Annotated in this window: 19 protein-coding genes; 12 read left to right on the forward strand and 7 right to left on the reverse strand. The window is 74.4% G+C overall.

All coding sequences use genetic code 11. The annotated features are described in order from the left end of the window. Positions 1–348: 348 nt before the first annotated feature. The 7 genes from KSNIM_RS09830 to fahA all read left to right on the forward strand — a co-directional run bounded on the left by KSNIM_RS09830 (position 349) and on the right by fahA (position 7707). A complete protein-coding gene (locus tag KSNIM_RS09830; protein ID WP_263102844.1) occupies positions 349–1239 on the forward strand; it encodes a hypothetical protein in 891 nt (296 codons plus the stop codon). A gap of 35 nt (positions 1240–1274) precedes the next feature. Further along, the gene (locus KSNIM_RS09835; protein WP_263102845.1) at positions 1275–1574 is read left to right on the forward strand and encodes a putative quinol monooxygenase; all 300 of its coding nucleotides are present in this window, start codon (positions 1275–1277) and stop codon (positions 1572–1574) included. A gap of 228 nt (positions 1575–1802) precedes the next feature. Next, positions 1803–3092: a phosphoribosyltransferase family protein gene (locus KSNIM_RS09840; RefSeq protein WP_263102846.1), complete on the forward strand. Its 1290-nt coding sequence runs from the start codon at positions 1803–1805 to the stop codon at positions 3090–3092. Between the two features lie 165 nt (positions 3093–3257). Then, positions 3258–4466 carry a 4-hydroxyphenylpyruvate dioxygenase gene (gene hppD, locus KSNIM_RS09845; protein ID WP_263102847.1) on the forward strand — a complete coding sequence of 403 codons (1209 nt, stop codon included), beginning with the start codon at positions 3258–3260 and terminating at the stop codon, positions 4464–4466. A 27-nt stretch (positions 4467–4493) separates the two neighbouring features. Beyond that, positions 4494–5693 carry a homogentisate 1,2-dioxygenase gene (locus KSNIM_RS09850; RefSeq protein ID WP_263102848.1) on the forward strand — a complete coding sequence of 400 codons (1200 nt, stop codon included), beginning with the start codon at positions 4494–4496 and terminating at the stop codon, positions 5691–5693. Then, positions 5690–6502, forward strand: a complete 813-nt coding sequence (locus KSNIM_RS09855; protein WP_263102849.1) for a hypothetical protein — start codon at positions 5690–5692, stop codon at positions 6500–6502. Before KSNIM_RS09850 ends, KSNIM_RS09855 begins: the two co-directional genes overlap by 4 nt. Continuing rightward, positions 6499–7707, forward strand: a complete 1209-nt coding sequence (gene fahA, locus KSNIM_RS09860) for a fumarylacetoacetase (RefSeq protein ID WP_263102850.1) — start codon at positions 6499–6501, stop codon at positions 7705–7707. Before KSNIM_RS09855 ends, fahA begins: the two co-directional genes overlap by 4 nt. A gap of 64 nt (positions 7708–7771) precedes the next feature. Here the strand turns inward: fahA and KSNIM_RS09865 are convergent, their stop codons facing one another. Next, positions 7772–8380: a hypothetical protein gene (locus KSNIM_RS09865; protein WP_263102851.1), complete on the reverse strand. Its 609-nt coding sequence runs from the start codon at positions 8378–8380 to the stop codon at positions 7772–7774. A gap of 82 nt (positions 8381–8462) precedes the next feature. Here KSNIM_RS09865 and KSNIM_RS09870 point away from each other — a divergent pair, with 82 nt between their 5' ends. The 3 genes from KSNIM_RS09870 to KSNIM_RS09880 all read left to right on the forward strand — a co-directional run bounded on the left by KSNIM_RS09870 (position 8463) and on the right by KSNIM_RS09880 (position 11307). Then, positions 8463–9494: an enoyl-CoA hydratase/isomerase family protein gene (locus tag KSNIM_RS09870; RefSeq protein WP_263102852.1), complete on the forward strand. Its 1032-nt coding sequence runs from the start codon at positions 8463–8465 to the stop codon at positions 9492–9494. Between the two features lie 111 nt (positions 9495–9605). After that, complete coding sequence (locus KSNIM_RS09875) at positions 9606–10382, forward strand: enoyl-CoA hydratase (RefSeq protein ID WP_263102853.1); 777 nt, start codon at positions 9606–9608, stop codon at positions 10380–10382. 100 nt (positions 10383–10482) lie between these two features. Further along, positions 10483–11307: a VWA domain-containing protein gene (locus KSNIM_RS09880; RefSeq protein WP_263102854.1), complete on the forward strand. Its 825-nt coding sequence runs from the start codon at positions 10483–10485 to the stop codon at positions 11305–11307. 17 nt (positions 11308–11324) lie between these two features. Here KSNIM_RS09880 and KSNIM_RS09885 read toward each other — a convergent pair whose 3' ends face one another. After that, complete coding sequence (locus KSNIM_RS09885) at positions 11325–13166, reverse strand: NAD-binding protein (RefSeq protein ID WP_263102855.1); 1842 nt, start codon at positions 13164–13166, stop codon at positions 11325–11327. A gap of 112 nt (positions 13167–13278) precedes the next feature. Next, a complete protein-coding gene (locus tag KSNIM_RS09890) occupies positions 13279–13902 on the reverse strand; it encodes a LysE family translocator (protein ID WP_263102856.1) in 624 nt (207 codons plus the stop codon). Between the two features lie 122 nt (positions 13903–14024). Here KSNIM_RS09890 and KSNIM_RS09895 point away from each other — a divergent pair, with 122 nt between their 5' ends. Further along, positions 14025–14501, forward strand: a complete 477-nt coding sequence (locus KSNIM_RS09895; protein WP_263102857.1) for an Lrp/AsnC family transcriptional regulator — start codon at positions 14025–14027, stop codon at positions 14499–14501. A gap of 178 nt (positions 14502–14679) precedes the next feature. Continuing rightward, positions 14680–14940, forward strand: coding sequence for a hypothetical protein (locus KSNIM_RS09900; RefSeq protein ID WP_030265899.1), 261 nt, complete (start codon positions 14680–14682; stop codon positions 14938–14940). A gap of 59 nt (positions 14941–14999) precedes the next feature. On the opposite strand, the gene KSNIM_RS09905 is transcribed toward KSNIM_RS09900, so the two are convergent. The 4 genes from KSNIM_RS09905 to KSNIM_RS09920 form a co-directional block, all read right to left on the reverse strand. Beyond that, positions 15000–16292, reverse strand: a complete 1293-nt coding sequence (locus KSNIM_RS09905; protein WP_411543853.1) for an ATP-binding protein — start codon at positions 16290–16292, stop codon at positions 15000–15002. Positions 16293–16488: 196 nt separating this feature from the next. Next, positions 16489–17742 carry a cytochrome P450 gene (locus KSNIM_RS09910; protein ID WP_263102859.1) on the reverse strand — a complete coding sequence of 418 codons (1254 nt, stop codon included), beginning with the start codon at positions 17740–17742 and terminating at the stop codon, positions 16489–16491. Between the two features lie 59 nt (positions 17743–17801). Further along, complete coding sequence (locus KSNIM_RS09915; protein ID WP_263102860.1) at positions 17802–18659, reverse strand: EI24 domain-containing protein; 858 nt, start codon at positions 18657–18659, stop codon at positions 17802–17804. 136 nt (positions 18660–18795) lie between these two features. Next, positions 18796–20133 carry a PucR family transcriptional regulator gene (locus KSNIM_RS09920; RefSeq protein ID WP_263102861.1) on the reverse strand — a complete coding sequence of 446 codons (1338 nt, stop codon included), beginning with the start codon at positions 20131–20133 and terminating at the stop codon, positions 18796–18798. Positions 20134–20208: the final 75 nt, after the last annotated feature.

The raw sequence follows: 20208 nt of genomic DNA on the forward strand, positions 1-20208 counted from the left end.
GCGAGCGTGGCGGCGGCGACGACGGCCAGGGCGGCGGGACGGCGCAGGCGGGATCGCCGCTGCGCACGCCGGTGGGCATGCAGGGACACGTAGGACTCCGGATTCCGGTGGGGCAGAACGGGACCTGACGGTGCAGCCGCCCGGTGGGGCGGGGGCGGGCGGCCTGAAGTTGACGCGCTCATGATAGTCAGGCTTCGGTAAAGCCACCGTCAAGAGGCCGTCACGCAACGGATGTTCGCCTGACGACCGCTCACCGCCGCGCCCCCGGACGGAGCAGCACCGGGCGCCGGTCACGTCCGCGCCCGGCACAGTGGCCAGGAGTGCCCCTGCTGCGAAAGGCCCGCCGTCGTGCCGCCGAACCCCCGCCCCCGCCCCGTCCGCCGCCTGCTGGCCGCCGCGCTGCTGGCCACCGCCCTGCTGCCCGCCGCCCCGGCCGCCGCGGCCGAGCACCTGCGCACCGTCTACGGCCGCCCCGTCCCGTTCGGCGACGGCGCCGCGCACGCCTACGCCCGCCTGCACGGCGACCGACCCGTGGAGATCGGCGTCGCCCTCACCCGCGGCTCGCTGACCGACCTGCCCACCGAACCGGCCGACGGCCGGCACTGCTACGACCGTAACGGCGACGGCACCGTCGACCCCATGCGCGAGTGCGCCGGCGGCCACGAGTACGCGCTCGACCTGCCCCGGGCCCTGCGCGACCTGCCCGGGATGCCGCTGAAGTTCGCCCTGCTCGACTGGGACCCGGCCGGCCACGGTCCGCCGAAGGTCTACGACCGCCCGCACCTCGACGTGCACTTCTACCTGCAGTCCAACGCGGAACGGCAGGCGATCCGCCCCGGCCCGTGCGGCATCCTGATCGACTGCACCGACTACGCGACGGCCACCCGGCCGCTGCCGCCCCAGTACCTGCCCGCCGACTACACCGACAAGGGCCTCGCCCAGGTCGCCATGGGCAACCACCTCACCGACCTCACCGGCGAGGAGTGGCACGGCCAGGGATTCACCCGCACCTTTGTGTACGGCACCTACGACGCCCGGATCACCTTCCTGGAGCCGATGATCACGCTCGCCGCGCTGCAGGCCGCCGAGGGCGCCGACCCGGCCGACGCGTGCCGGCCGGTCAAGCAGCCACAGGCCTGGCAGGTGCCCGGCTGGTACCCGCGCGCCTACTGCGTGCGGCACTCGGCCGAGAGCGGCGAGTACACCGTCTCGCTGGAGGACTTCGCCCGGCACGCCTGAGCACCGCAGCCCACTCGATCCCACCTGGAGGCCCCATGCCGCCCGTCGGACTGCTCGCCCGCATCGAGGCCAAGCCCGAACACGCCGAGGAGGTCGCCGAGCTGCTGCTCGCCGCACTGCCGATGGCCGTCGAGGAGGTGGACACCCGGACCTGGTTCGCCTTCCGCGAGAGCGAGACCGTCTTCGGCATCTTCGACACCTTCGACGACGCGCAGGGCCGGGAGTACCACCTCCAGGGCCGGATCGCCGCCGCCCTCATGGAAGCCGCACCCCGCCTCCTCGCCGCCCCACCGGACATCCGGTACATCGACGTCCTGGCGGCGGCACTGCCGTAGGAGTGTCCTTCAGGCAGCCGGGTGCCCACAGGGGGGCGCGGGGAACTGCGCAGTCCGGGCATGGGTGTCGGAACAGGACTCGGCCAACCCTGACCTGTACGACGGCCCGCCTCCGAGTTGCGCAGTTCTCCCCCGGCCTCCGGCCGGGCGGTGCCCCCACGCGCCCCTGCACCGCTGCCCCGACGGCACCGCCAACCGGACGTACGGTGGACGTGGAGAGGCTCAGCCATGTACTACCCCGACCGCGAGGAAGCGGGCCGCCGGCTGGCGGCCGAACTGCAGCGGTGGCGCGGGGCCGACCCGGTCGTGGTGGCCCTGCCGCGCGGGGGTGTCCCGGTCGCCGCACAGGTGGCCCGGGCGCTCCGGGCGCCGCTCGACATCTGCGTGATCCGCAAGCTCGGCGTGCCCTTCCAGCCGGAGCTGGGTATGGGCGCGATCGGCGAGGACGGCGCCCGGGTGGTCAACGACGCGGTGGTGCGCGGCGCCCGGGTCACGCCCGAGCAGCTCGCCGAGGTCGAGCGGGAGGAGCGGTCCGAGCTGGAGCGCCGGGCCGAGCGGTACCGCCGGGGCCGCTCCCCCGTTCCGCTGGCCGGCCGGACGGTGATCGTGGTGGACGACGGGGTGGCCACCGGCTCGACCGCACTGGCGGCCTGCCGGATCGTCCGCGCCCGCGGGGCGGCCCGGGTGGTGCTGGCGGTGCCGGTGGCGCCGCAGGACTGGGCGGCCCGGCTGGGCGGGGACGTCGACGACCTGGTCTGCCCGCACACCCCGGCCCGGTTCTGGGCGATCGGCGAGTTCTACGCGGACTTCTCGCAGACCTCGGACGCCGAGGTGATCGCCCTGCTCGACGAGGCCGCGGCCCGGCAGCAGGAGCCGGACGACCCGGAGATCACCCTGGAGGCGGCCGGGGTGGAGCTGCGCGGGGTGCTGACCCGGCCGCAGGGCGCCCTCGGCGTGGTGCTGTTCGCCCACGGCAGCGGCAGCGGCCGGCTCAGCCCGCGCAACCGGTACGTGGCGGGCGAGCTCAACCGGGCCGGCATGGCCACCCTGCTGTTCGACCTGCTCACCCCCGCCGAGGAGATCGACCGGGTGAAGGTCTTCGACACCGAGCTGCTCGGCCGGCGACTTGCCGAGGTGACCCGGCTGGTCACCGCCCGGCCGGACTGCGCCGGGCTGGCGGTCGGCTACTTCGGCGCGAGCACCGGCGCGGCGGCGGCGCTGCGGGCGGCCGCCGAGCCCGGCCTGAGGGTGGCCGCGGTGGTCTCCCGCGGCGGTCGGCCCGACCTGGCGGGGCCGGTGCTGGCCGAGGTGTCGGCCCCGACGCTGCTGATCGTCGGCGGCGCCGACCGGACGGTGCTGGAGCTGAACCGACGGGCCGAGGACCAGCTGCGGGCGCCGGTCTCGCTGGCCGTCGTCCCGGACGCCGGCCACCTCTTCGAAGAGCCCGGTGCGCTGGAGGCGGTCGCCGCCCTGGCCGCGGACTGGTTCACGCAGCACCTCTCGCCGGTGGCCCGATGACTGGGCAATCCGTACAGCCCGCCCGGCCCTCACCTGCTCACCTTGTACACATTGATCAGTGGAAATCGCAGCTGTTGCCCGACCCCCGGACCGAGGGCAAGCTCTGCGCAACCGCTACCGCCGGACCCTTCGCGGTGCGGAGAACCTCAACGTGGAGGAGCACCGATGACCGCCAACGCCGTGGAACTCACCCCCGCCGAGCTGGAGGCCGGCCTCGACGCCGAGCAGCTCCGCACGCTCGTCGGCCTGGTCGAGCACGACCCCGCGGGCGATCCGTTCCCGGTCACCGCCCAGGACGCGGTGGTCTTCGTCGTCGGCAACGCCACCCAGACGGCGCAGTTCTACCAGGCCGTGTTCGGCATGGAGCTGGTCGCCTACTCCGGCCCGGAGACCGGCCGCCGCGACCGCAAGGCCTTCGTGCTGCGCTCCGGCTCCTGCCGCTTCGTGATCAAGGGCGGTGTCTCCCCGGACAGCCCGCTGCTGGACCACCACCGCCGGCACGGCGACGGCGTGGTCGACCTGGCGCTGGAGGTGCCGGACGTCGACAAGTGCATCGCGCACGCGCGCGCGCAGGGCGCGACCGTCCTGGAAGAGCCGAACGACGTCTCCGACGAGAACGGCACCGTGCGCCGCGCCGCGATCGCCACCTACGGCGAGACCCGGCACACCCTGATCGACCGCTCCCGCTACAACGGCCCGTACCTGCCCGGCTACGTCGTCGCCGAGACCAGGGTGCAGCGGCCGGCGGGCGCGCCGAAGCGGCTCTTCCAGGCGCTGGACCACGCGGTGGGCAACGTCGAGCTCGGCAGGATGGACGAGTGGGTCTCGTTCTACAACCGGGTCATGGGCTTCGTGAACATGGCCGAGTTCGTCGGCGACGACATCGCCACCGAGTACTCCGCGCTGATGTCCAAGGTCGTCGCGAGCGGCAACCACCGGGTGAAGTTCCCGCTGAACGAGCCGGCGATCGCGAAGAAGAAGTCGCAGATCGACGAGTACCTGGAGTTCTACACCGGTGCCGGCTGCCAGCACATGGCGCTCGCCACCAACGACATCCTCACCACCGTCGACGTGCTGCGTTCACGCGGCGTGGAGTTCCTCAACACCCCGGACTCCTACTACGACGACCCGGCGCTGCGCGAGCGGATCGGCAAGGTCCGCGTCCCGATCGAGGAGCTGAAGTCCCGCGGCATCCTGGTCGACCGCGACGAGGACGGCTACCTGCTGCAGATCTTCACCAAGCCGATCGGCGACCGTCCGACCGTCTTCTACGAGTTCATCGAGCGGCACGGTTCGCTGGGCTTCGGCAAGGGCAACTTCAAGGCGCTCTTCGAGGCCATCGAGCGCGAGCAGGAGAAGCGCGGAAACCTCTGACCCACCCCCTGACGAGGAGACCGGGACATGGCGCACTACCGGCAGCTGGGCGACATCCCGCCCAAGCGGCACACCCAGCACCGCACACCCGAGGGCGGGCTGTACTACGAGGAGTTGATGGGCGAGGAGGGCTTCAGCTCGGACTCCTCGCTGCTCTACCACCGGGGCATCCCCTCGGCGATCGTGGACGCCCGGCCGTGGGAGCTGCCGAGCCAGGCCACCACGCCCAACCTTCCGCTGATCCCCCGCCACCTGAAGCTGCACCAGCTCTTCGGCGAGGAGTGGAAGGGCACCGACGTGGTGGCCGGGCGGCGCCTCGTCCTCGGCAACTCCGACGTGCGGATCTCCTACGTGGTCGCCGGGGCGCCCAGCGAGCTGTACCGCAACGGGCTCGGCGACGAGTGCGTGTACGTGGAGGACGGCGAGGCCACCGTGGAGACGGTGTTCGGCTCGCTGGACGTCCACCGCGGCGACTACGTGATCATCCCGCGGGCCACCACGCACCGCTGGGTGCCCACCGGCGACGGCCCGTTGCGCGCCTACTGCATCGAGGCGAACAGCCACATCACCCCGCCCAAGCGCTACCTGTCCCGGTTCGGGCAGCTGCTGGAGCACGCGCCGTACTGCGAGCGGGACCTGCGCGGGCCGGTCGGGCCGCTGCTGGTCGAGGGCACCGACGTCGACGTGCTGGTCAAGCACCGCGGCGCGACCGGCGTGGTCGGCACCCGCTACACCGTGCCGCACCACCCGTTCGACGTGGTCGGCTGGGACGGTTGCCTGTACCCGTACGTCCTCAACATCGAGGACTACGAGCCGATCACCGGCCGGATCCACCAGCCGCCGCCGGTGCACCAGGTGTTCGAGGGCAACAACTTCGTCATCTGCAACTTCGTGCCGCGCAAGGTGGACTACCACCCGCTGTCGATCCCGGTGCCGTACTACCACTCCAACGTGGACAGCGACGAGGTCATGTTCTACTGCGGCGGCAACTACGAGGCCCGCAAGGGCTCGGGGATCGGCCAGGGCTCGATCTCGCTGCACCCCGGCGGCCACACCCACGGCCCGCAGCCGGGCGCGTACGAGCGCTCCATCGGCGTCGAGTTCTTCGACGAGCTCGCCGTCATGGTCGACACCTTCAGGCCGCTGGAGCTCGGCGAGGGCGGCACCGCGAGCGAGGACCCGGGCTACGCCTGGACGTGGTCGGGCGGACGGGGGCCGGGCCGGTGACCCCGCTGTACGCAGGGCTCTTCGACGACGCCGCGCTCTTCCCGCCCGGCGACCTGCCGCTCGCCGAGGCGGTGCCGGCCCACCGCGGCCACCGCACCGCCTGGTACGCGGAGGCGGTCGGCCCGTTCCTCTGCGGCCCCGGCCGGCTGGCGGACCTCGTCCGCACCGCCGGCCCCGGCCCGCTGCCGGTCGGGCTGGTACTGCCGGGGGGCAGTGCGGGCCCGGCCGCGGCGCTCAAGGAGGCCGCCGGGCTCGACGTGGTGAGCCTCGAGATCGCCACCGCCGACGTCGCCGCCACCGTGGCGCAGCTCGCAGCCGAACTGCCCGAGGGCATCGCCGCGGCCGTCGAACTGCCGCGCGACGGCCGCCCCGAGGACGCGCTGGACGCCCTGGCCGGCACCCCTCACCGGGCGAAGTACCGCACCGGCGGGCTCACCGCCGAGGCCTTCCCGCCGGTCGGCGAGCTGGCCGCCTTCCTGGTCGGCTGCGCCGAGCGGGCGGTGCCCTACAAGTGCACCGCCGGGCTGCACCACGCCGTCCGGCACACCGACCCGGTGACCGGCTTCGAGCACCACGGCTTCCTCAACGTGCTGCTGGCCGCCGCCGCGGGCGACCGCGACGGTGCCGTGGCCGCGCTGGAGGAGCGCTCGCCGACCGTGGTCGCCTCCGCGGTCACCGGCCTGACGGACGACCAGGTAGCCGCCGCCCGACGCTCGTTCACCTCCTTCGGCACCTGCAGCATCGCCGAACCCCTCGCCGACCTGGCCGACCTCGGCCTGCTCCACCCACCCACGCTGGAGGACCGTTGACCTGGCTCGCCATCCCGCAGGACTCGCCGTACGGCATCCACAACCTGCCGTACGGCGTCTTCAGCGCGAACGACCAGCCCGGCCGGCGCCGGATCGGCGTCCGCATCGGCGACCACGTACTGGACGCCGGCGCGGCCGCCCGTGCCGTCGGCGCGCCGTCCGTACTGCTGGACGCCGACACCCTGAACCCGCTGATGGCGGCCGGCCACCGCACCTGGCGCGAGGTCCGCGGCGCCCTCACCGAGTGGCTCGGCGACGAGGCTCACCGCCCGGCCGTCGCCCCCTGTCTGCTGCCGCTCGCCGAGGTCGAACTGCACCTGCCGTTCGAGGTCGCCGACTACGTCGACTTCTACGCCTCCGAGCACCACGCCTCCAACCTCGGCCGGATTTTCCGTCCGGGCTCGGAGCCGCTCACGCCCAACTGGAAGCACCTGCCGATCGGCTACCACGGCCGGGCCGGCACGGTGGTGGTCTCCGGCACGCCGGTGGTCCGCCCGAACGGCCAGCGCAAGGCCCCCGCCGACGCGGCGCCGAGCTTCGGCAAGTCCCGCCGGCTCGACATCGAGGCCGAGGTGGGCTTCGTCGTCGGCGCCCCGAGCGAGCTCGGCACCGCCGTCCCCATGTCGGCCTTCCGCGAGCACGTCTTCGGCGTCTGTCTGCTCAACGACTGGTCGGCGCGTGACATCCAGGCCTGGGAGTACGTGCCGCTCGGTCCCTTCCTGGGCAAGTCCTTCGCCACCTCGGTCTCGCCGTGGATCGTCCCGCTGGACGCGCTGGAGCACGCCCGGGTCGCCCCGCCCGCCCGCGACGTGGAGCCGCTCGACTACCTCGACGACCGCGGCGGCGAGCCCTGGGGCCTCGACCTGGCCATCGAGGTCTCGCTGAACGGCCACCCGATCTCCCGGCCGCCGTTCGCCACCATGTACTGGACGGCCGCCCAGCAGCTCGCCCACATGACCGTCAACGGCGCCTCGCTGCGCACCGGCGACCTGTTCGCCTCCGGCACCGTCAGCGGCCCCGAGCCGGAGACCCGCGGCGCCCTGATCGAGCTGACCTGGAACGGCGAGAACCCGGTCAAGCTGGCCGACGGGACGACCCGTACCTTCCTGGAGGACGGCGACGAGGTGGTGATGACCGCCACCGCCCCCGGCCCCGACGGCAGCCGGATCGGCTTCGGCGAGGTCACCGGCCGCATCCTGCCCTGACCCACGGCCCGCCCGAGGCTCGGCCCGCAGACCTTCCGCCCGGTCGCCCGCCCGGCCGCCCCGCTCAGCCGGGGTGGACGGGGCAGGCGGCCGGGCGGAAGGTCTTCCGCGGTCCGCTCACCGGGCGCAGCTCGGCCTGCCAGCGGTCGTCGATCACCCCGCGGCTGAGCCGCAGCAGCTGGTTGGCCCCCGAGGCCAGCTGTCCGCGGTAGGCGTCGACCGCGGCACCGTCCTCGGCCACCGCCAGGGCGACCCCTTCGACGAAGCAGATCGGGCAGCCCTCGGTCAGCCGCACCGAGGTGCTCACCGGTTCGTCCGCGATCCCCTGGACGAGCACCGTGCCGAACGGCGCCACCGCCAGTACCAGGAGTCTCGGGCCGTCCGGGCGCGCGGCCGCCGCGAGGATCTCCCCCTGCAGCTCGGCGGGGGCCGCGACTCTGACCCGGCCGAGCACGGCGACCGCGAGCGCGACCTGCAGCAGGGCCAGCGCCAGCACCGCGAAGGCGACCGGCACCAGCCAGCCCGCTCCCGACCCGAGCCCGCGCCACAGCGCGATCCCGCCCACGACCACGATCAGCGCCATACTGCCCGCGTTTGGGCCGCGCCGGAAGGTCGTCCGTCCGAGCAGCAGCACCAGCGCCACCGCGAGGGTGATGTCCAGAAAGGTTCCCATGCCAGCCCCCTCACCGCCGGTCCCGCCGACCGGTCACCCGTATCGTTTCCCCCGGCACGGCCATCGAGACGGGAGCAGGGGCATGAGTGTGCAGGTCCGACGGGACGGCCGGGCGGGGCGGATCGTCCTCGACCGGCCGAGGGCGCTGAACGCGCTGACCCACGGGATGCTCCTGGAGATCCGCGACACCCTGCTGGCCTGGGCCGACGACGACTCCGTCCGCACCGTGGTGCTCACCGGGGCCGGGGAGCGCGGGTTGTGCGCGGGCGCCGACATCCGGGAGCTGCACGACGACGCCCGGGCCGGCGGGGCCGGCGCCCGGGTGTTCTTCGCCGACGAGTACCGGCTGAACCACCTGATCTCCCGCTACCCCAAGCCGTACGTCGCCGTGATGGACGGCATCACCATGGGCGGCGGCGTCGGCCTGTCCGGGCACGGCTCCGTCCGGGTCGTCACCGAGCGGTCGAACGTCGCCATGCCGGAGACCAGGATCGGCCTGATGCCGGACGTCGGCGGCAGCCGGCTGCTCGCCCTCGCCCCCGGCGGACTCGGCACCCACCTGGCGCTCACCTCCGGCTCGATGGGCCCCGGCGACGCGCTGCTGTGCGGCTTCGCCGACCACTTCGTGCCCACCGCCGCACTGGACTCGTTCACCGCGGCGCTCGCCGGCACCGACCCGGACGGGGCACTCGCCGCGCACGCCGCCGAACCTCCGGCCGCCGCCCTCGCCGCGCACCGCGCCTGGATCGACCACTGCTACGCCCCCGACACCGTCGAGGAGATCCTCGACCGGCTCGACGCCGCCGGCGAGAGCGCCGCCGCCGCGGCCGCCGCGGAGATCCGCGCCAAGTCGCCGACCGCGCTCAAGGTCACCCTCGCCGCGCTGCGGCGGGCCCGCGGCCACCGCAGCCTCGGCGAGACCCTGGAGCAGGAGTACGTGATCTCCTGCGCAGCGCTGGACTCCCACGACCTGGTGGAGGGGATCCGCGCCCAGGTGGTCGACAAGGACCGCAACCCGCAGTGGAAGCCGGCCGCGCTCGCCGACGTCACCGACGAGGACGTGGCGCGCTTCTTCGCGCCGACCGGCGACCCGCTCGGCCTGGACCCGGCCTGAGGTGACGACCGTCTCGCCTGGCGAGACTGGCGCACCGACCGGTCGGTCGGAGATCGTATCCACCGTCAGGACGCGCGCCGAGCGGCGGCGCAGCGAAGGGAGTCAAGGACGATGACCGAGTACGAGACGATCCTGGTGGACCGCAAGGGCCGGGTCGGCATCATCACGCTCAACCGGCCGAAGGCGCTCAACGCGCTGAACACGCAGCTGATGAACGAGGTCGTGGCCGCCGCCACCGCCTTCGACCGCGACCCGGAGATCGGCTGTCTGGTCGTCACCGGCTCGGAGAAGGCCTTCGCGGCCGGCGCCGACATCAAGGAGATGCAGGGCAACCGCTTCCCCGACGTGTACCTGGACGACTGGCTCGGTCCGTGGGACCGGCTCGGGCAGCTCCGCAAGCCGGTGGTCGCCGCGGTCGCCGGCTTCGCGCTCGGCGGCGGCTGCGAGCTCGCCATGCTCTGCGACATCCTGATCGCCGCCGACACCGCGAAGTTCGGCCAGCCGGAGATCAAGCTCGGCGTGATCCCCGGCATCGGCGGCTCGCAGCGGCTCACCCGCGCGGTCGGCAAGGCCAAGGCGATGGAGCTGTGCCTGACCGGCCGGATGATGGGCGCCGAGGAGGCCGAGCGGGCCGGTCTGGTCTCCCGGATCGTTCCCGCCGCGGACCTGCTGACGGAGGCGCTGGCCGTCGCCGAGACCGTCGCCGCGATGTCGGCGCCGGCCGCGGTGATGATGAAGGAGAGCGTCAACCGCGCCTTCGAGACCACCCTCGCCGAGGGCGTCCGCTTCGAGCGCCGGCTCTTCCACGCGGCCTTCGCCACGGCCGACCAGAAGGAGGGCATGGCCGCCTTCGCAGAGAAGCGCAAGCCCGAGTTCCAGGGCCGCTGACGGCCCGTCGGCCCCCGTTCCGGCCCCGGTGCGCGATCCATTGCGCACCGGGGCCGCCGCCTGCGACGATCGCATCTCGCGACAGCAGGGGGGTTCGACCATGTGGAGCTTCTTCCGTAGGCGCCGGAACGGCGGGACCGCACCGGCCGACACCCCGCCGCCCGCGCCCTCCGCCGCGGCACGGCCGGCCGCCCCGGCCCGGAACGGCGCCGGCCCGGCGATCAGCCTCGACAAGCTGCAGGCCACCGCGCCCGCCCTGGTGTCGCTGTACAAGACGGCCGGGGTGTCGCTGCGCAAGCAGGGCCTGGACGGCCGCCGGGCCGCCGTCTACCTGGTCCTCGACCACTCCGCCTCGATGAGCGGCCTCTACCGGGACGGCTCGGTGCAGCGCCTCGCCGAGCAGTCGCTCGCGCTCTCCGCCAACCTCGACGACGACGGCACCGTGCCCGTGGTGCTCTTCAACGACCGGGCGTACGAGGCGCAGGAGGTCGTCATCGGGCGGCACGACGGCGCGGTGCAGCAGGTGCGGGCGGCGGTCGGCGCGAAGTTCGGCGGCACCCGGTACGCCCCGGCGATGAAGGCGGTGCTGAAGCACTACCAGGAGTGCGGGGCGACGGACCCGGCCTTCGTGATCTTCCAGACGGACGGCGCCGCCTTCGACAAGAAGGACGTGCAGGCGCTGCTCCGGTCCTCCTCGGAGCTGCCGGTCTTCTGGCAGTTCCTCGGCTTCGGCGAGCACGACGCCAAGCACTTCGCCTTCCTCCGTTCGCTGACCGGCCTGGCCGGCCGGGCCACGCCGAACGCCGGCTTCTGCGCCACCGGCCGGCACCCGCGCTCGCTCGCCGACGACACCCTGTACGGGCGACTGCTGGCCGCCTACCCGGCCTGGCTGGAGGCGGCGAAGGCGGCCGGCGTCACGGGCTAGTCGTCACGGGCCGAGCGTCACGGGCTCACCGTCGGCGGTTCCGGGCTGCGGGGCGGTGGCGGGACGGCGGTCGGCGTCGTACCTGTCGACGGTGTCGGCGGCACCGGGACGGGGGCGGCGAGCCGGGCGAGGCCGCTGCGGGTGGCGGCGACCACGATCCGGTCGCCGGCCTCGAGCCGGCGGGCCCGGTCGGCGAAGTTCCACTGCAGGTCGGCGGGGCGCCGGGCGAGCCGGACGGCGAGCACCCGGACGCCGCCGGGCTGCTCGATGCCGTGCAGGTCCTGACCGGCCAGGCCCGAGGCGGCGTCGACGGCCACCTCGGCGATCAGCAGCACGTGCCGGTACACCGAGAGGGTGCCCAGCACCTCACGGCCCATCAGTGCCGCCGCGAAGGCCGGCGCGGACAGGTACGAGACCGAGCGGGAGGCGACGTTGCCGAGCGTCGCGTACACGTGGTGCGCGAAGTCGTCGTCGAACAGCCGGACCACGATCCGCATGTCCGGCCGGACGGCGCGGGCCTCCAGCGCGGCCTCCAGGTTCGCCGCGTCGTCGCTGGTGACGGCTGCCACCGCCCGGGCCCGGTGGATCCGGGCCCGGCGCAGCTGGCTCTCCAGCGGGGCGTCGCCGACCAGCACCGGGATGCCCAGCGCCCGGACGGCCGCGATGCCACGGGCCTGCGGGTCCCGCTCGACGCAGACCACCGGCACACCGGTCTCCTGCACCAGGGTGGCCACCCGGATGCCGACGCTGCCGAGGCCGACCACCACGACGTGGCCGCGCACCCCCGCGCTCGGGGCCCGCGGCACGCCGCGGCGGCCGCTGGCCAGCGCCTCGACGACGACGGCGGTCGCCACCGGCATGAAGGTGATCCCGCAGAAGGTGATGACCACCTGGGCGGCCCTGGCCCAGATCCCGCCCGGCGCACCCGCCCCCGGGTCGTCCGGCTGGGCGGCGCCGGCGAGGTCGAGCAGTGCGAGGTAGAGCGTCCAGCCGGCGTCGCGGTGGGCGAGGTAGAGCACGGCGGTGCTGAGCAGCACGGCGGCGAACGCGGTGCTCAGCACCAGCCGCATCCGGACGCCGGTGACGTAGCGCAGCGCGTCCAGCAGCGTCCAGCGCAGCCGTGAGGTCCAGGGGATGCGCAGTGGCGGTTCGGAGCCGAGGGCCTGCAGGGCGGCGAGGCCGCCCTGGCCGCCGGCCGGTGCGGGCGGGCCGGCGGGGTCCGCGCCGGGCGGCCCGTTGTCGCCGTATCTTCGGGCCAGTTCGATGAACTCGGCGGCGCGGCCGGCGGTCTCCGGCAGCAGCCGCAGCCGGGACAGGTCCTGCCGGTCGATCCGGTCGGCGACCAGGCAGAGCCGGCCGGCGCCGATGTCCTCGTCGTACGCGACGTAGAGGTAGCGCCCGCCGACCGGCACCGAGTGGGGGCGGCCGAGGACCCCGTTGGCGAAGGCCGGGGCGGCGGTGGCGGAGCCGGAGAGTGCCGCGCCGTTGGGCAGCAGCCGTGCGATGTGCTCGCCGAGCCGCCGGTTGAACATCCGCAGCACGATCCGGATGCCCGGGTTGGCGCCCTGCGCGGTCAGCGCGGCGTGGATGTTCTGCTGGTCGTCGCCGTCGACCAGGGCGATGCCGAGCGCCCCGGCGACTCCGGCGGCCCGCAGCGCCTCCTCGGTCACCGAGCCGTGTTCCAGCACCGCGGCGACCCCGGGCAGCTGCCCGATCCGCGGCCCGTGGTCGCGTTCGCGGTCCGGCAGCACGGCGACCACCGGCACCTCGTAGTGCTCCGTCAGCTCCAGCACCAGCCGGTGGGCCAGCGCGTTCCCCCCGCACACGATGTAGTGCCCGCGGTGTCCGTCCCCTGTCATACCGGTGAAGCGTATGCGCAGAACCCTGCCGCCGGGCGGCCGACAGGTGTCTGACGTGTGATCAGTTCGGTTTCCCGCACACGGTGTTGCGCGGGACGCGGGGCCGGCCGGGTCAGGCGGTGGCGGTGACGCCGGCGACCAGGAGCAGGAGGACGGAGGAGACGGCGGTCATCCGGCGGGCGGCGGTCGGGGTGGCGCCGAGGGAGGTGCGGGCACGGCCGGCCGCGAGGGCGACCCCGGCGTAGACCAGGGCGCAGGAGAGGACGTTGAGCGCGCCGAGGGCGAGGACCTGGCCGCCGACCGGGAGGGCGGCCGCGGGGTCGACGAACTGCGGGACGAGCGAGAGGTAGAGCAGCAGGCCCTTGGGGTTGAGCAGGGCGGTGAGGACGCTCTGCCGCAGGACGGTGCGGGCGGGCTGGGGGCGGGCCTCGGGGAGGCTGCCGTCGCCGCGGCGCAGCGACAGCAGCATGGTGACGGCGAGCACGGCGAGATAGGCGGCGCCGACCCAGCGGAGGGTGGGCAGGAGGGCCGGCACGGCGCGCAGGGCGGCGGCGAGTCCGGCGGCGGAGAGCAGGGTGTGCACGGTGTAGCCGGCGCACACACCGGCGACGGCGAGCAGCGCGGTGCGGCGGCCCTGGCCGAGCCCGCGGGCGGCGATGAGCAGCCAGTCGGGCCCGGGGGTGCAGACCAGCAGGAGGTCCACCCCCAGGAAGAGGAGCAGGGCGTGTACGTCCATGGCGGTGTTGTGCTCTCCGGGGCCGGCGGTCGGGTGTCGGTGACCGAAGGTATCCGGACGGGCGGAGCAGCCGATGACCTGTTTGCGCAGTTCAGCGGGGTGGTTTGGCAGAATATTGCGCCATGGACCGCACTGACCGCAGAATCCTCCACGAGCTCCAGCAGGACGGCCGGCTGACCAACGCCGAACTGGCCGACCGGGTCGGCCTGACGCCCTCGCCCTGTCTGCGGCGGGTGCGGCAGCTGGAGCAGTCCGGGGTGATCCGTGGGTACCGGGCGATGCTGGACGGCGCCGCGGTCGGCCGCGGCTTCCAGCCCTTCGTGACGGTGGTGATGCGGCACGAGGACCGAACGACGGTGGCCGAGTTCGAGCAGCGGGTGGCCGAGCTGCCCGAGGTGGTGGAGGCGCACCGGCTGTTCGGCGACCCGGACTACCTGCTGAAGATCGCGGTGGCGGACATCGCCGCGTACGAGCGCTTCATCACCGACGTGCTGTCCGGCCTGCCGGGGATCGCGCAGGTCAACTCGCTGATGACGATGAAGCGGGTGAAGGAGGACGCCGGGCTGCCGGTGCTGCCGGCCACGGGCTCCCGCGGCTGAACCGCGCCGCACCTGGACCGCCACGCCCGGACCCCGCCCCGACCCGCGCCCCGCCTCGCCGCCCACCCGTGCGGGTGGTCCCCGGCCGCCGTTCGGCAGCCCAGCGATTGCCGCCCCCGCGGACCGGCCGGACACTCGGAAAGGCCCGGAACACGGACGACGGAACGAGGTGGAGACCATGGCGGTCTGCGTGGTGTGCAAGAACGACTACTGGCTGTCCTTCGAGATCAAGACGGTCAGCGGCGACACGTACACCTTCGACAGCTTCGAGTGCGCGATGGAGAAGCTCGCGCCGCGTTGCGAGCACTGCAGCGTGCGGATCGTCGGCCACGGCGTGGAGGTGGCCGGGATGTTCTTCTGCTGCGGGAACTGTGCGCGGGCCAACGGCGGGCTGGGCGACCAGATCCGCGACGCGGTCGGCGCCCACCCCGGCAGCTGAGCCCGCGGCCCGGCCGCCGTCCGGGCGCGACGGCGGCCGGGTGGAGTGCGCCGGGCCGTTCAGACCCGGGCGTGCGAGCCGATGTCGGCCGTGAATTCCTCCGTCATCGCCGGGGTGACGGTCGGCCGGCACTGGGCGATGGCGGCGAGGTAGTCCTCCGTGGCAGCCCCTGCCACGGCCGCACGCTCCCGCTCGGCGGGCTCGCCGAGATCACGTTCGAACGCCGCCTGGGCCGCGATCCGGGCGGCGTGTTCGACGTCCGCAGGGGTGAACAGCTCGCTGGCGGCGACCAGCGCCGCCAGGTCGACCCCCGCCCGGCCCGCCGTGTACCGGGACCAGATCGCCCGGCGGGCCACCGCGTCCGGGGTGCCGATCGGGATGAGGTAGTCGAACCGGCCGTGGCGCAGGAAGGCCGGGTCGAGCGAGCGGATCGAGTTGGTGGCGCACACCAACAGGCGCTCCTCCCCCTCGCGGAAGCCCGGGATCAGCTTCAGCAGTTCGTTGGTGACCCCGTGCATGCCGCCGGCCGCGCCCTCGCCGCGCACCGGGGCGATCTCCTCGACCTCGTCGATGAAGACCAGCACCCGTTCGAGTTCGGCGATCCGGGCGAAGGCCGTGCGCAGCGCCGCGGCGAGGTTGCCCTCGTCGGCGAGCCGGGACGGCAGCAGCTCGACGAACGGCCAGCCGAGCCGGGAGGCGACCGCCCGGGCGAAGGTGGTCTTGCCGGTGCCGGGCGGGCCGAACAGCGCGACGGCCCGCGGAGGCCGGACGCCGTGCCGGGCGGCCCGCTCGGGCTCGGCGAGCGGCAGCACCACCCGGCGTTCGATCAGCGCCTTCTCGGCCTCCATCCCGGCCACCTTCTGCCAGAGGTCGCCGGGCAGGACACGGCCGCCGAGCTCCTCCAGCAGACCGGCCGACGGGCCGTGCTGCGGCTCCGTCTTCTCGAAGTAGGCGACGGCCGGCCGGCGGCTGTACCCGGCGTTGTGCAGGCCCTCGCCGAGCTGCTCCTCCTCGGGCAGGACGTAGGCGATCCGCCGCACCCGGCGGTCGACCAGGCGGCGCTCGAGTTCGCGGAGCAACGCGCTGGCGAGTCCGCGGCCGCGCCAGCCCGGGGCGATGGCGATCCGCATCACCCAGGCCCGGTCACCCGCGACATGGGCGAGGGCCGCACCGATCGGGGTGCCGCGGCTGACGGCGACCACCGCCGGCTGCCGGGAGGTGAGCGCGGTGATGCACTCGGCCAGCGAGAACACCGACTCCTGGCCGAGGCCGGCGGTGGTGTCGATGAGATGGACGACCGCCGCCAGGTCGTCCTCGCGGTAGTCGTGGATCAGCCACTCGGTGGTGGACACCTGCACGGTGCGCGCCTCTCGTCCGTCCTGGTGGGATGCCAGGACGGTAGGGGGACGCGGCGGGGGCGGCGCCTGCCGGAGCGGACAAGCGGGCGGGTGCGAACCGTACGGACTGCGGGTGGCGCGGGCGCGGGGAACGGGCAGGTCAGAAGGGAGCACCGCGCGGAGGGTCGCGCGGTTCAGGGAGTCGCACGGCTCAGAAGGTGAAGCGCAGCGAGCGGACCCGGTGGTCGAAGCTGGACGGGATCAGCACCGGGTCGCCGACCGAGCGCAGCTCCGGCATCCGGGTGAACAGCTCCCGGAAGAGCACCTTCATCTCCTGCCGGGCCAGGTACGCGCCGAGGCAGAAGTGCGGGCCGCCGCCGCCGAAGCCGAGGTGCGGGTTGGGCGAGCGGGTGATGTCGAAGGCGTCCGGGTCGGTGAAGACGGCCTCGTCGCGGTTGGCGGAGGCGAAGAACAGCACCACCTTCTCGCCCTGGGTGAGCCGGGTGCCGTTGAGGTCGTGGTCGACGGCGACGGTGCGGCGGAACTGGATGATCGGCGTGGAGTGCCGGACGATCTCCTCCGCCGCCCCGCCGATCCGCGCGTCGAAGTCCTCCATCAGCAGGGCCCGTTGGGCCGGGTGGCGGGTGAGCAGGTGCAGGCCGTGAGCGAGCGCGTTGCGGGTGGTCTCCACACCGGCGACCAGTAGCAGCGAGAAGAAGGCGCCCAGCTCGCGGGAGTTGAGGTGGCGGCCGTCGACGTCGGCGGTGACCAGCGCGGAGATCAGGTCCTCGGTCGGCCGGCGGCGGCGCTCGCGGCCGAGCGCGGCGATCACCAGCTGCATCCGGGCCAGCGCCCGCAGTCCCCGCCCGGGCACCCGCAGCCGGCCGCGGGCCACCCCGGTGTGCTCGGAGGCGTGGTTGACCTGGGCGAGGATCTGCCGCCGCTGCCGCTCGGGGATCCCCATCATGTTGCAGATCACCTGGTAGGGCAGTTCCGCGGCGACGGCGGTGACGAAGTCCTCCGGGCGGCGGTCGAGCACCTCGTCGACGATCCGCGCGGCGACCCGGCGGATGTCCTCCTCGACCCGGGAGATCAGCCGCGGCGTGAAGGCGCGGGAGACGATCCGCCGCAGGTCGGCGTGGCGCGGGTCGTCCAGGTTGACCATCGAGTCGCCGAACACCGTCCGCACCCAGCGGGCCGGCTCGGGCGTGGTCACACCCGGCCCGCTGATGAACACCTCGGGGGTGCGGCTGGCGGCGACCACGTCGGCGTGCCGGACGAGCGCGAGGAAGCTCCGGCCGGTGGCCCGGTGGGTGAAGCGCACCGGGCCGTCCAGGCGCCGGAGTTCGGCGAAGGCCGCGGCCCGGTCGGCCTCCGGCAGCCGCCAGAAGCCGGGGTCGGCGAGGTCGACGCCCGAGGGAGCGGGCGGGGTCGCGGTGGCCTGGGTTCCTGCCGGTGCGCTCATGTCGGCCTTTATCTTCCACCCGGTGGCGGAAAGTCAAATCGCCGTCACTCGCTGTGGTTTCACTTGCCCAGGTCGATGGCGTGATCCGATCGGTGGGGCGGGCCGCCGACGCCCCCGGCGTCCCCGGCGCGGTCGCCCCCGGACTCCTCCGAGTCCTCGTCCGACAGCTCGTCCGCCCCCTCCACCGGGGCCAGTTCGCGACCGAGCAGGGTGGCGCCGGCCACCGCACCGGGCATCGCCAGCACCGTCACGAACGGCACCAGGAAGAGCAGCACCAGCGGCACGCCGAAACCGAGCGCCAGGCCGAGGCGGGAACGCAGCAGCCGCAGCCGCTCCTTCTGCGGGATGCCGCGGCGCTGCAGCGCCACCGCGGTGAGCTCGGCGGCCAGGAAGTACCCGGACACCGCGAAGCCGACCGCCGGGACGGCGGTCTGGCCGACCACCGGCAGGAAGCCGCAGAGGAAGAGCACCAGGCCGATCGCGGCGACCCGGGCGAGGACGTAGAGGCTGTCCCGGGCGGAGATCCACAGTTCGCGCCAGAGCGGCACGTCCGGGCGGGCCGGGGCGTCGCCCTCCGTCTCGTCGACCTTCTCGCAGAGCGACTCGTAGAACGGCTGGCCGACCAGCAGGGTCACCGCGGTGAAGGTGATCACCGAGAGCAGCCCGCCGACCGCGACCGCGGTGACCGCGAGCGCGCCGCGCAGCAGGCCCTGCCACGGCGAGTCCCAGCCGTCCGCGAACGGCGTCGCCCAGTCGGCGAGGTCGCCCGCGTACAGGACGAGTGCCGTCATCGCGCCGGCGTAGCCGACCAGGGTGATCAGTGCCGGGATCATCCCGAAGCCCCACCAGCGCCCGTGCCGGGCCACCCAGCGCTGGCCCTTGAGGAGGTACCCGATCCCCGCCGCAACATCTCGCATGGCCCCAGCCTACGGGCCGGGCGCACGTCATGATCGCCTGCGGTGTCGCGGTCGCGGCCCGAGGGGGTAACGGGTCGTCCAGCCGTGGGTGCTCGGGGCGCCGGTGGTGACGGTCCGTCCGCCCGGCCGCGAGCGGCTACCCGGTGCGGCCGCCGGGGACCGGTCTGCGAAGTGGGCGGGCGGCGGCCGTGCCTGCGGCGGTGAAGCGGGTGACGACCGCAGGGGTGCCCGGGACGGCCTGCAGCAGCCGGTGCGCGCAGGTGGCGAGCAGCAGCTCGGCCTGCACCTCGGGGTCGGCGACCACGAACCCGAGCAGGCCCTCGATCCGCTCCAGCCGCTGGTAGAGCGACTGCCGGCCGATATGCAGCAGGGCGGCGGTGCGGGTCGGCGAGCAGCCGTGGCGCAGGTGGACCTCCAGGGTGCGCACCAGGTCGCCGGCGTGCCGGGACTCCCACTCCAGCAGCGGGCCGAGCACGTCGCCGGCCAGCCGGGACCACCGCTCCCGGCCGCCGGACCGGGTCAGCTCCCGTTCCAGGGCGAAGGCCCGGGCGGTGGCCACGTACGGCCGTTGAGGGCCGGAGCGGCGCGGCTCGGCGGGGGGCACGGAGACGGCGAGTTCGAGGGTGGCGGCGGCCTCGCGCAGGCTCTCCCCGTACCGGTTCCAGCCGGCCCCGGAGGGGACGGCCGGCCCGAGGGCGACCACCGAACCCGGCGGGGCCGTCTCCTCCAGCACGGCCCGGACCGTACGCACCGGGTCCGGGGCGGGCGGCACCGCGAGCAACGCGAACAGACCGCCTCGGACCGCGGCCGCCAGGGCGGTGCCGGGCAGCCGGCCGAGCAGCGGCACGGCGGTCCGGGACGGCACGGGCGTCCGGGCCGACGGGGCCTGCGGCAGACCGCGGGCGGCCAGGCCCAGCAGCCGGTGGCCGTCCGGCACCCGGAATCCGGCCGCTGCGGCGCGGGCGGTGGCCTCGGCCCGGCCCGCGTCCACCTCGTCCAGCAGAGCACCGATCAGGGCCCGGGCGGGTTCGGAGTTCGGGGACTCCCGCACGCCGCGGGCCACCGGGCCGATCGGCGGCGAGCCGATCGCGGAGTTCACCGCCTCGGCGACCCGCGCGAACGGCACCACCCGGCGCAGCGCCACCAGCGGCAGGCCCAGCCGCTCCGCCTCGGCCGTGACCGCGGCCGGCATCCGCGGCAGCGCCCGGCCGACCTCGGCGAACAGCGCCGCCGCCCCGCACCCGGCCAGCTCCCGGACGCAGGCACGCTGCCGCTGCGGCGTGGCCCGGGCCAGCCCGTGGCCGTCGGTGAGCAGCAGTTCGCCGCCGGACAGCGCGGCGCCGCCTTCGGGCACCTCGGCGGTGCGCACCCGGCGGACGGCCCGTTCCAGTCCGCCCCGGCCGGCCAGCAGCAGCGGGGCGGCCGGGCCCAGGACGTCGAGGGCGAGGACCTCGCGGACGGTGAGTGCGGGCACGACGGCCTCCCAGGTGGTCGGTGTTCCGGGTGGGTGTACGGGAGCGGCTCGCAGCGGGTGGGACGGGCGGGGATG

This window comes from Kitasatospora sp. DSM 101779 (genome assembly GCF_025655475.1).
GTDB lineage: Bacteria > Actinomycetota > Actinomycetes > Streptomycetales > Streptomycetaceae > Kitasatospora.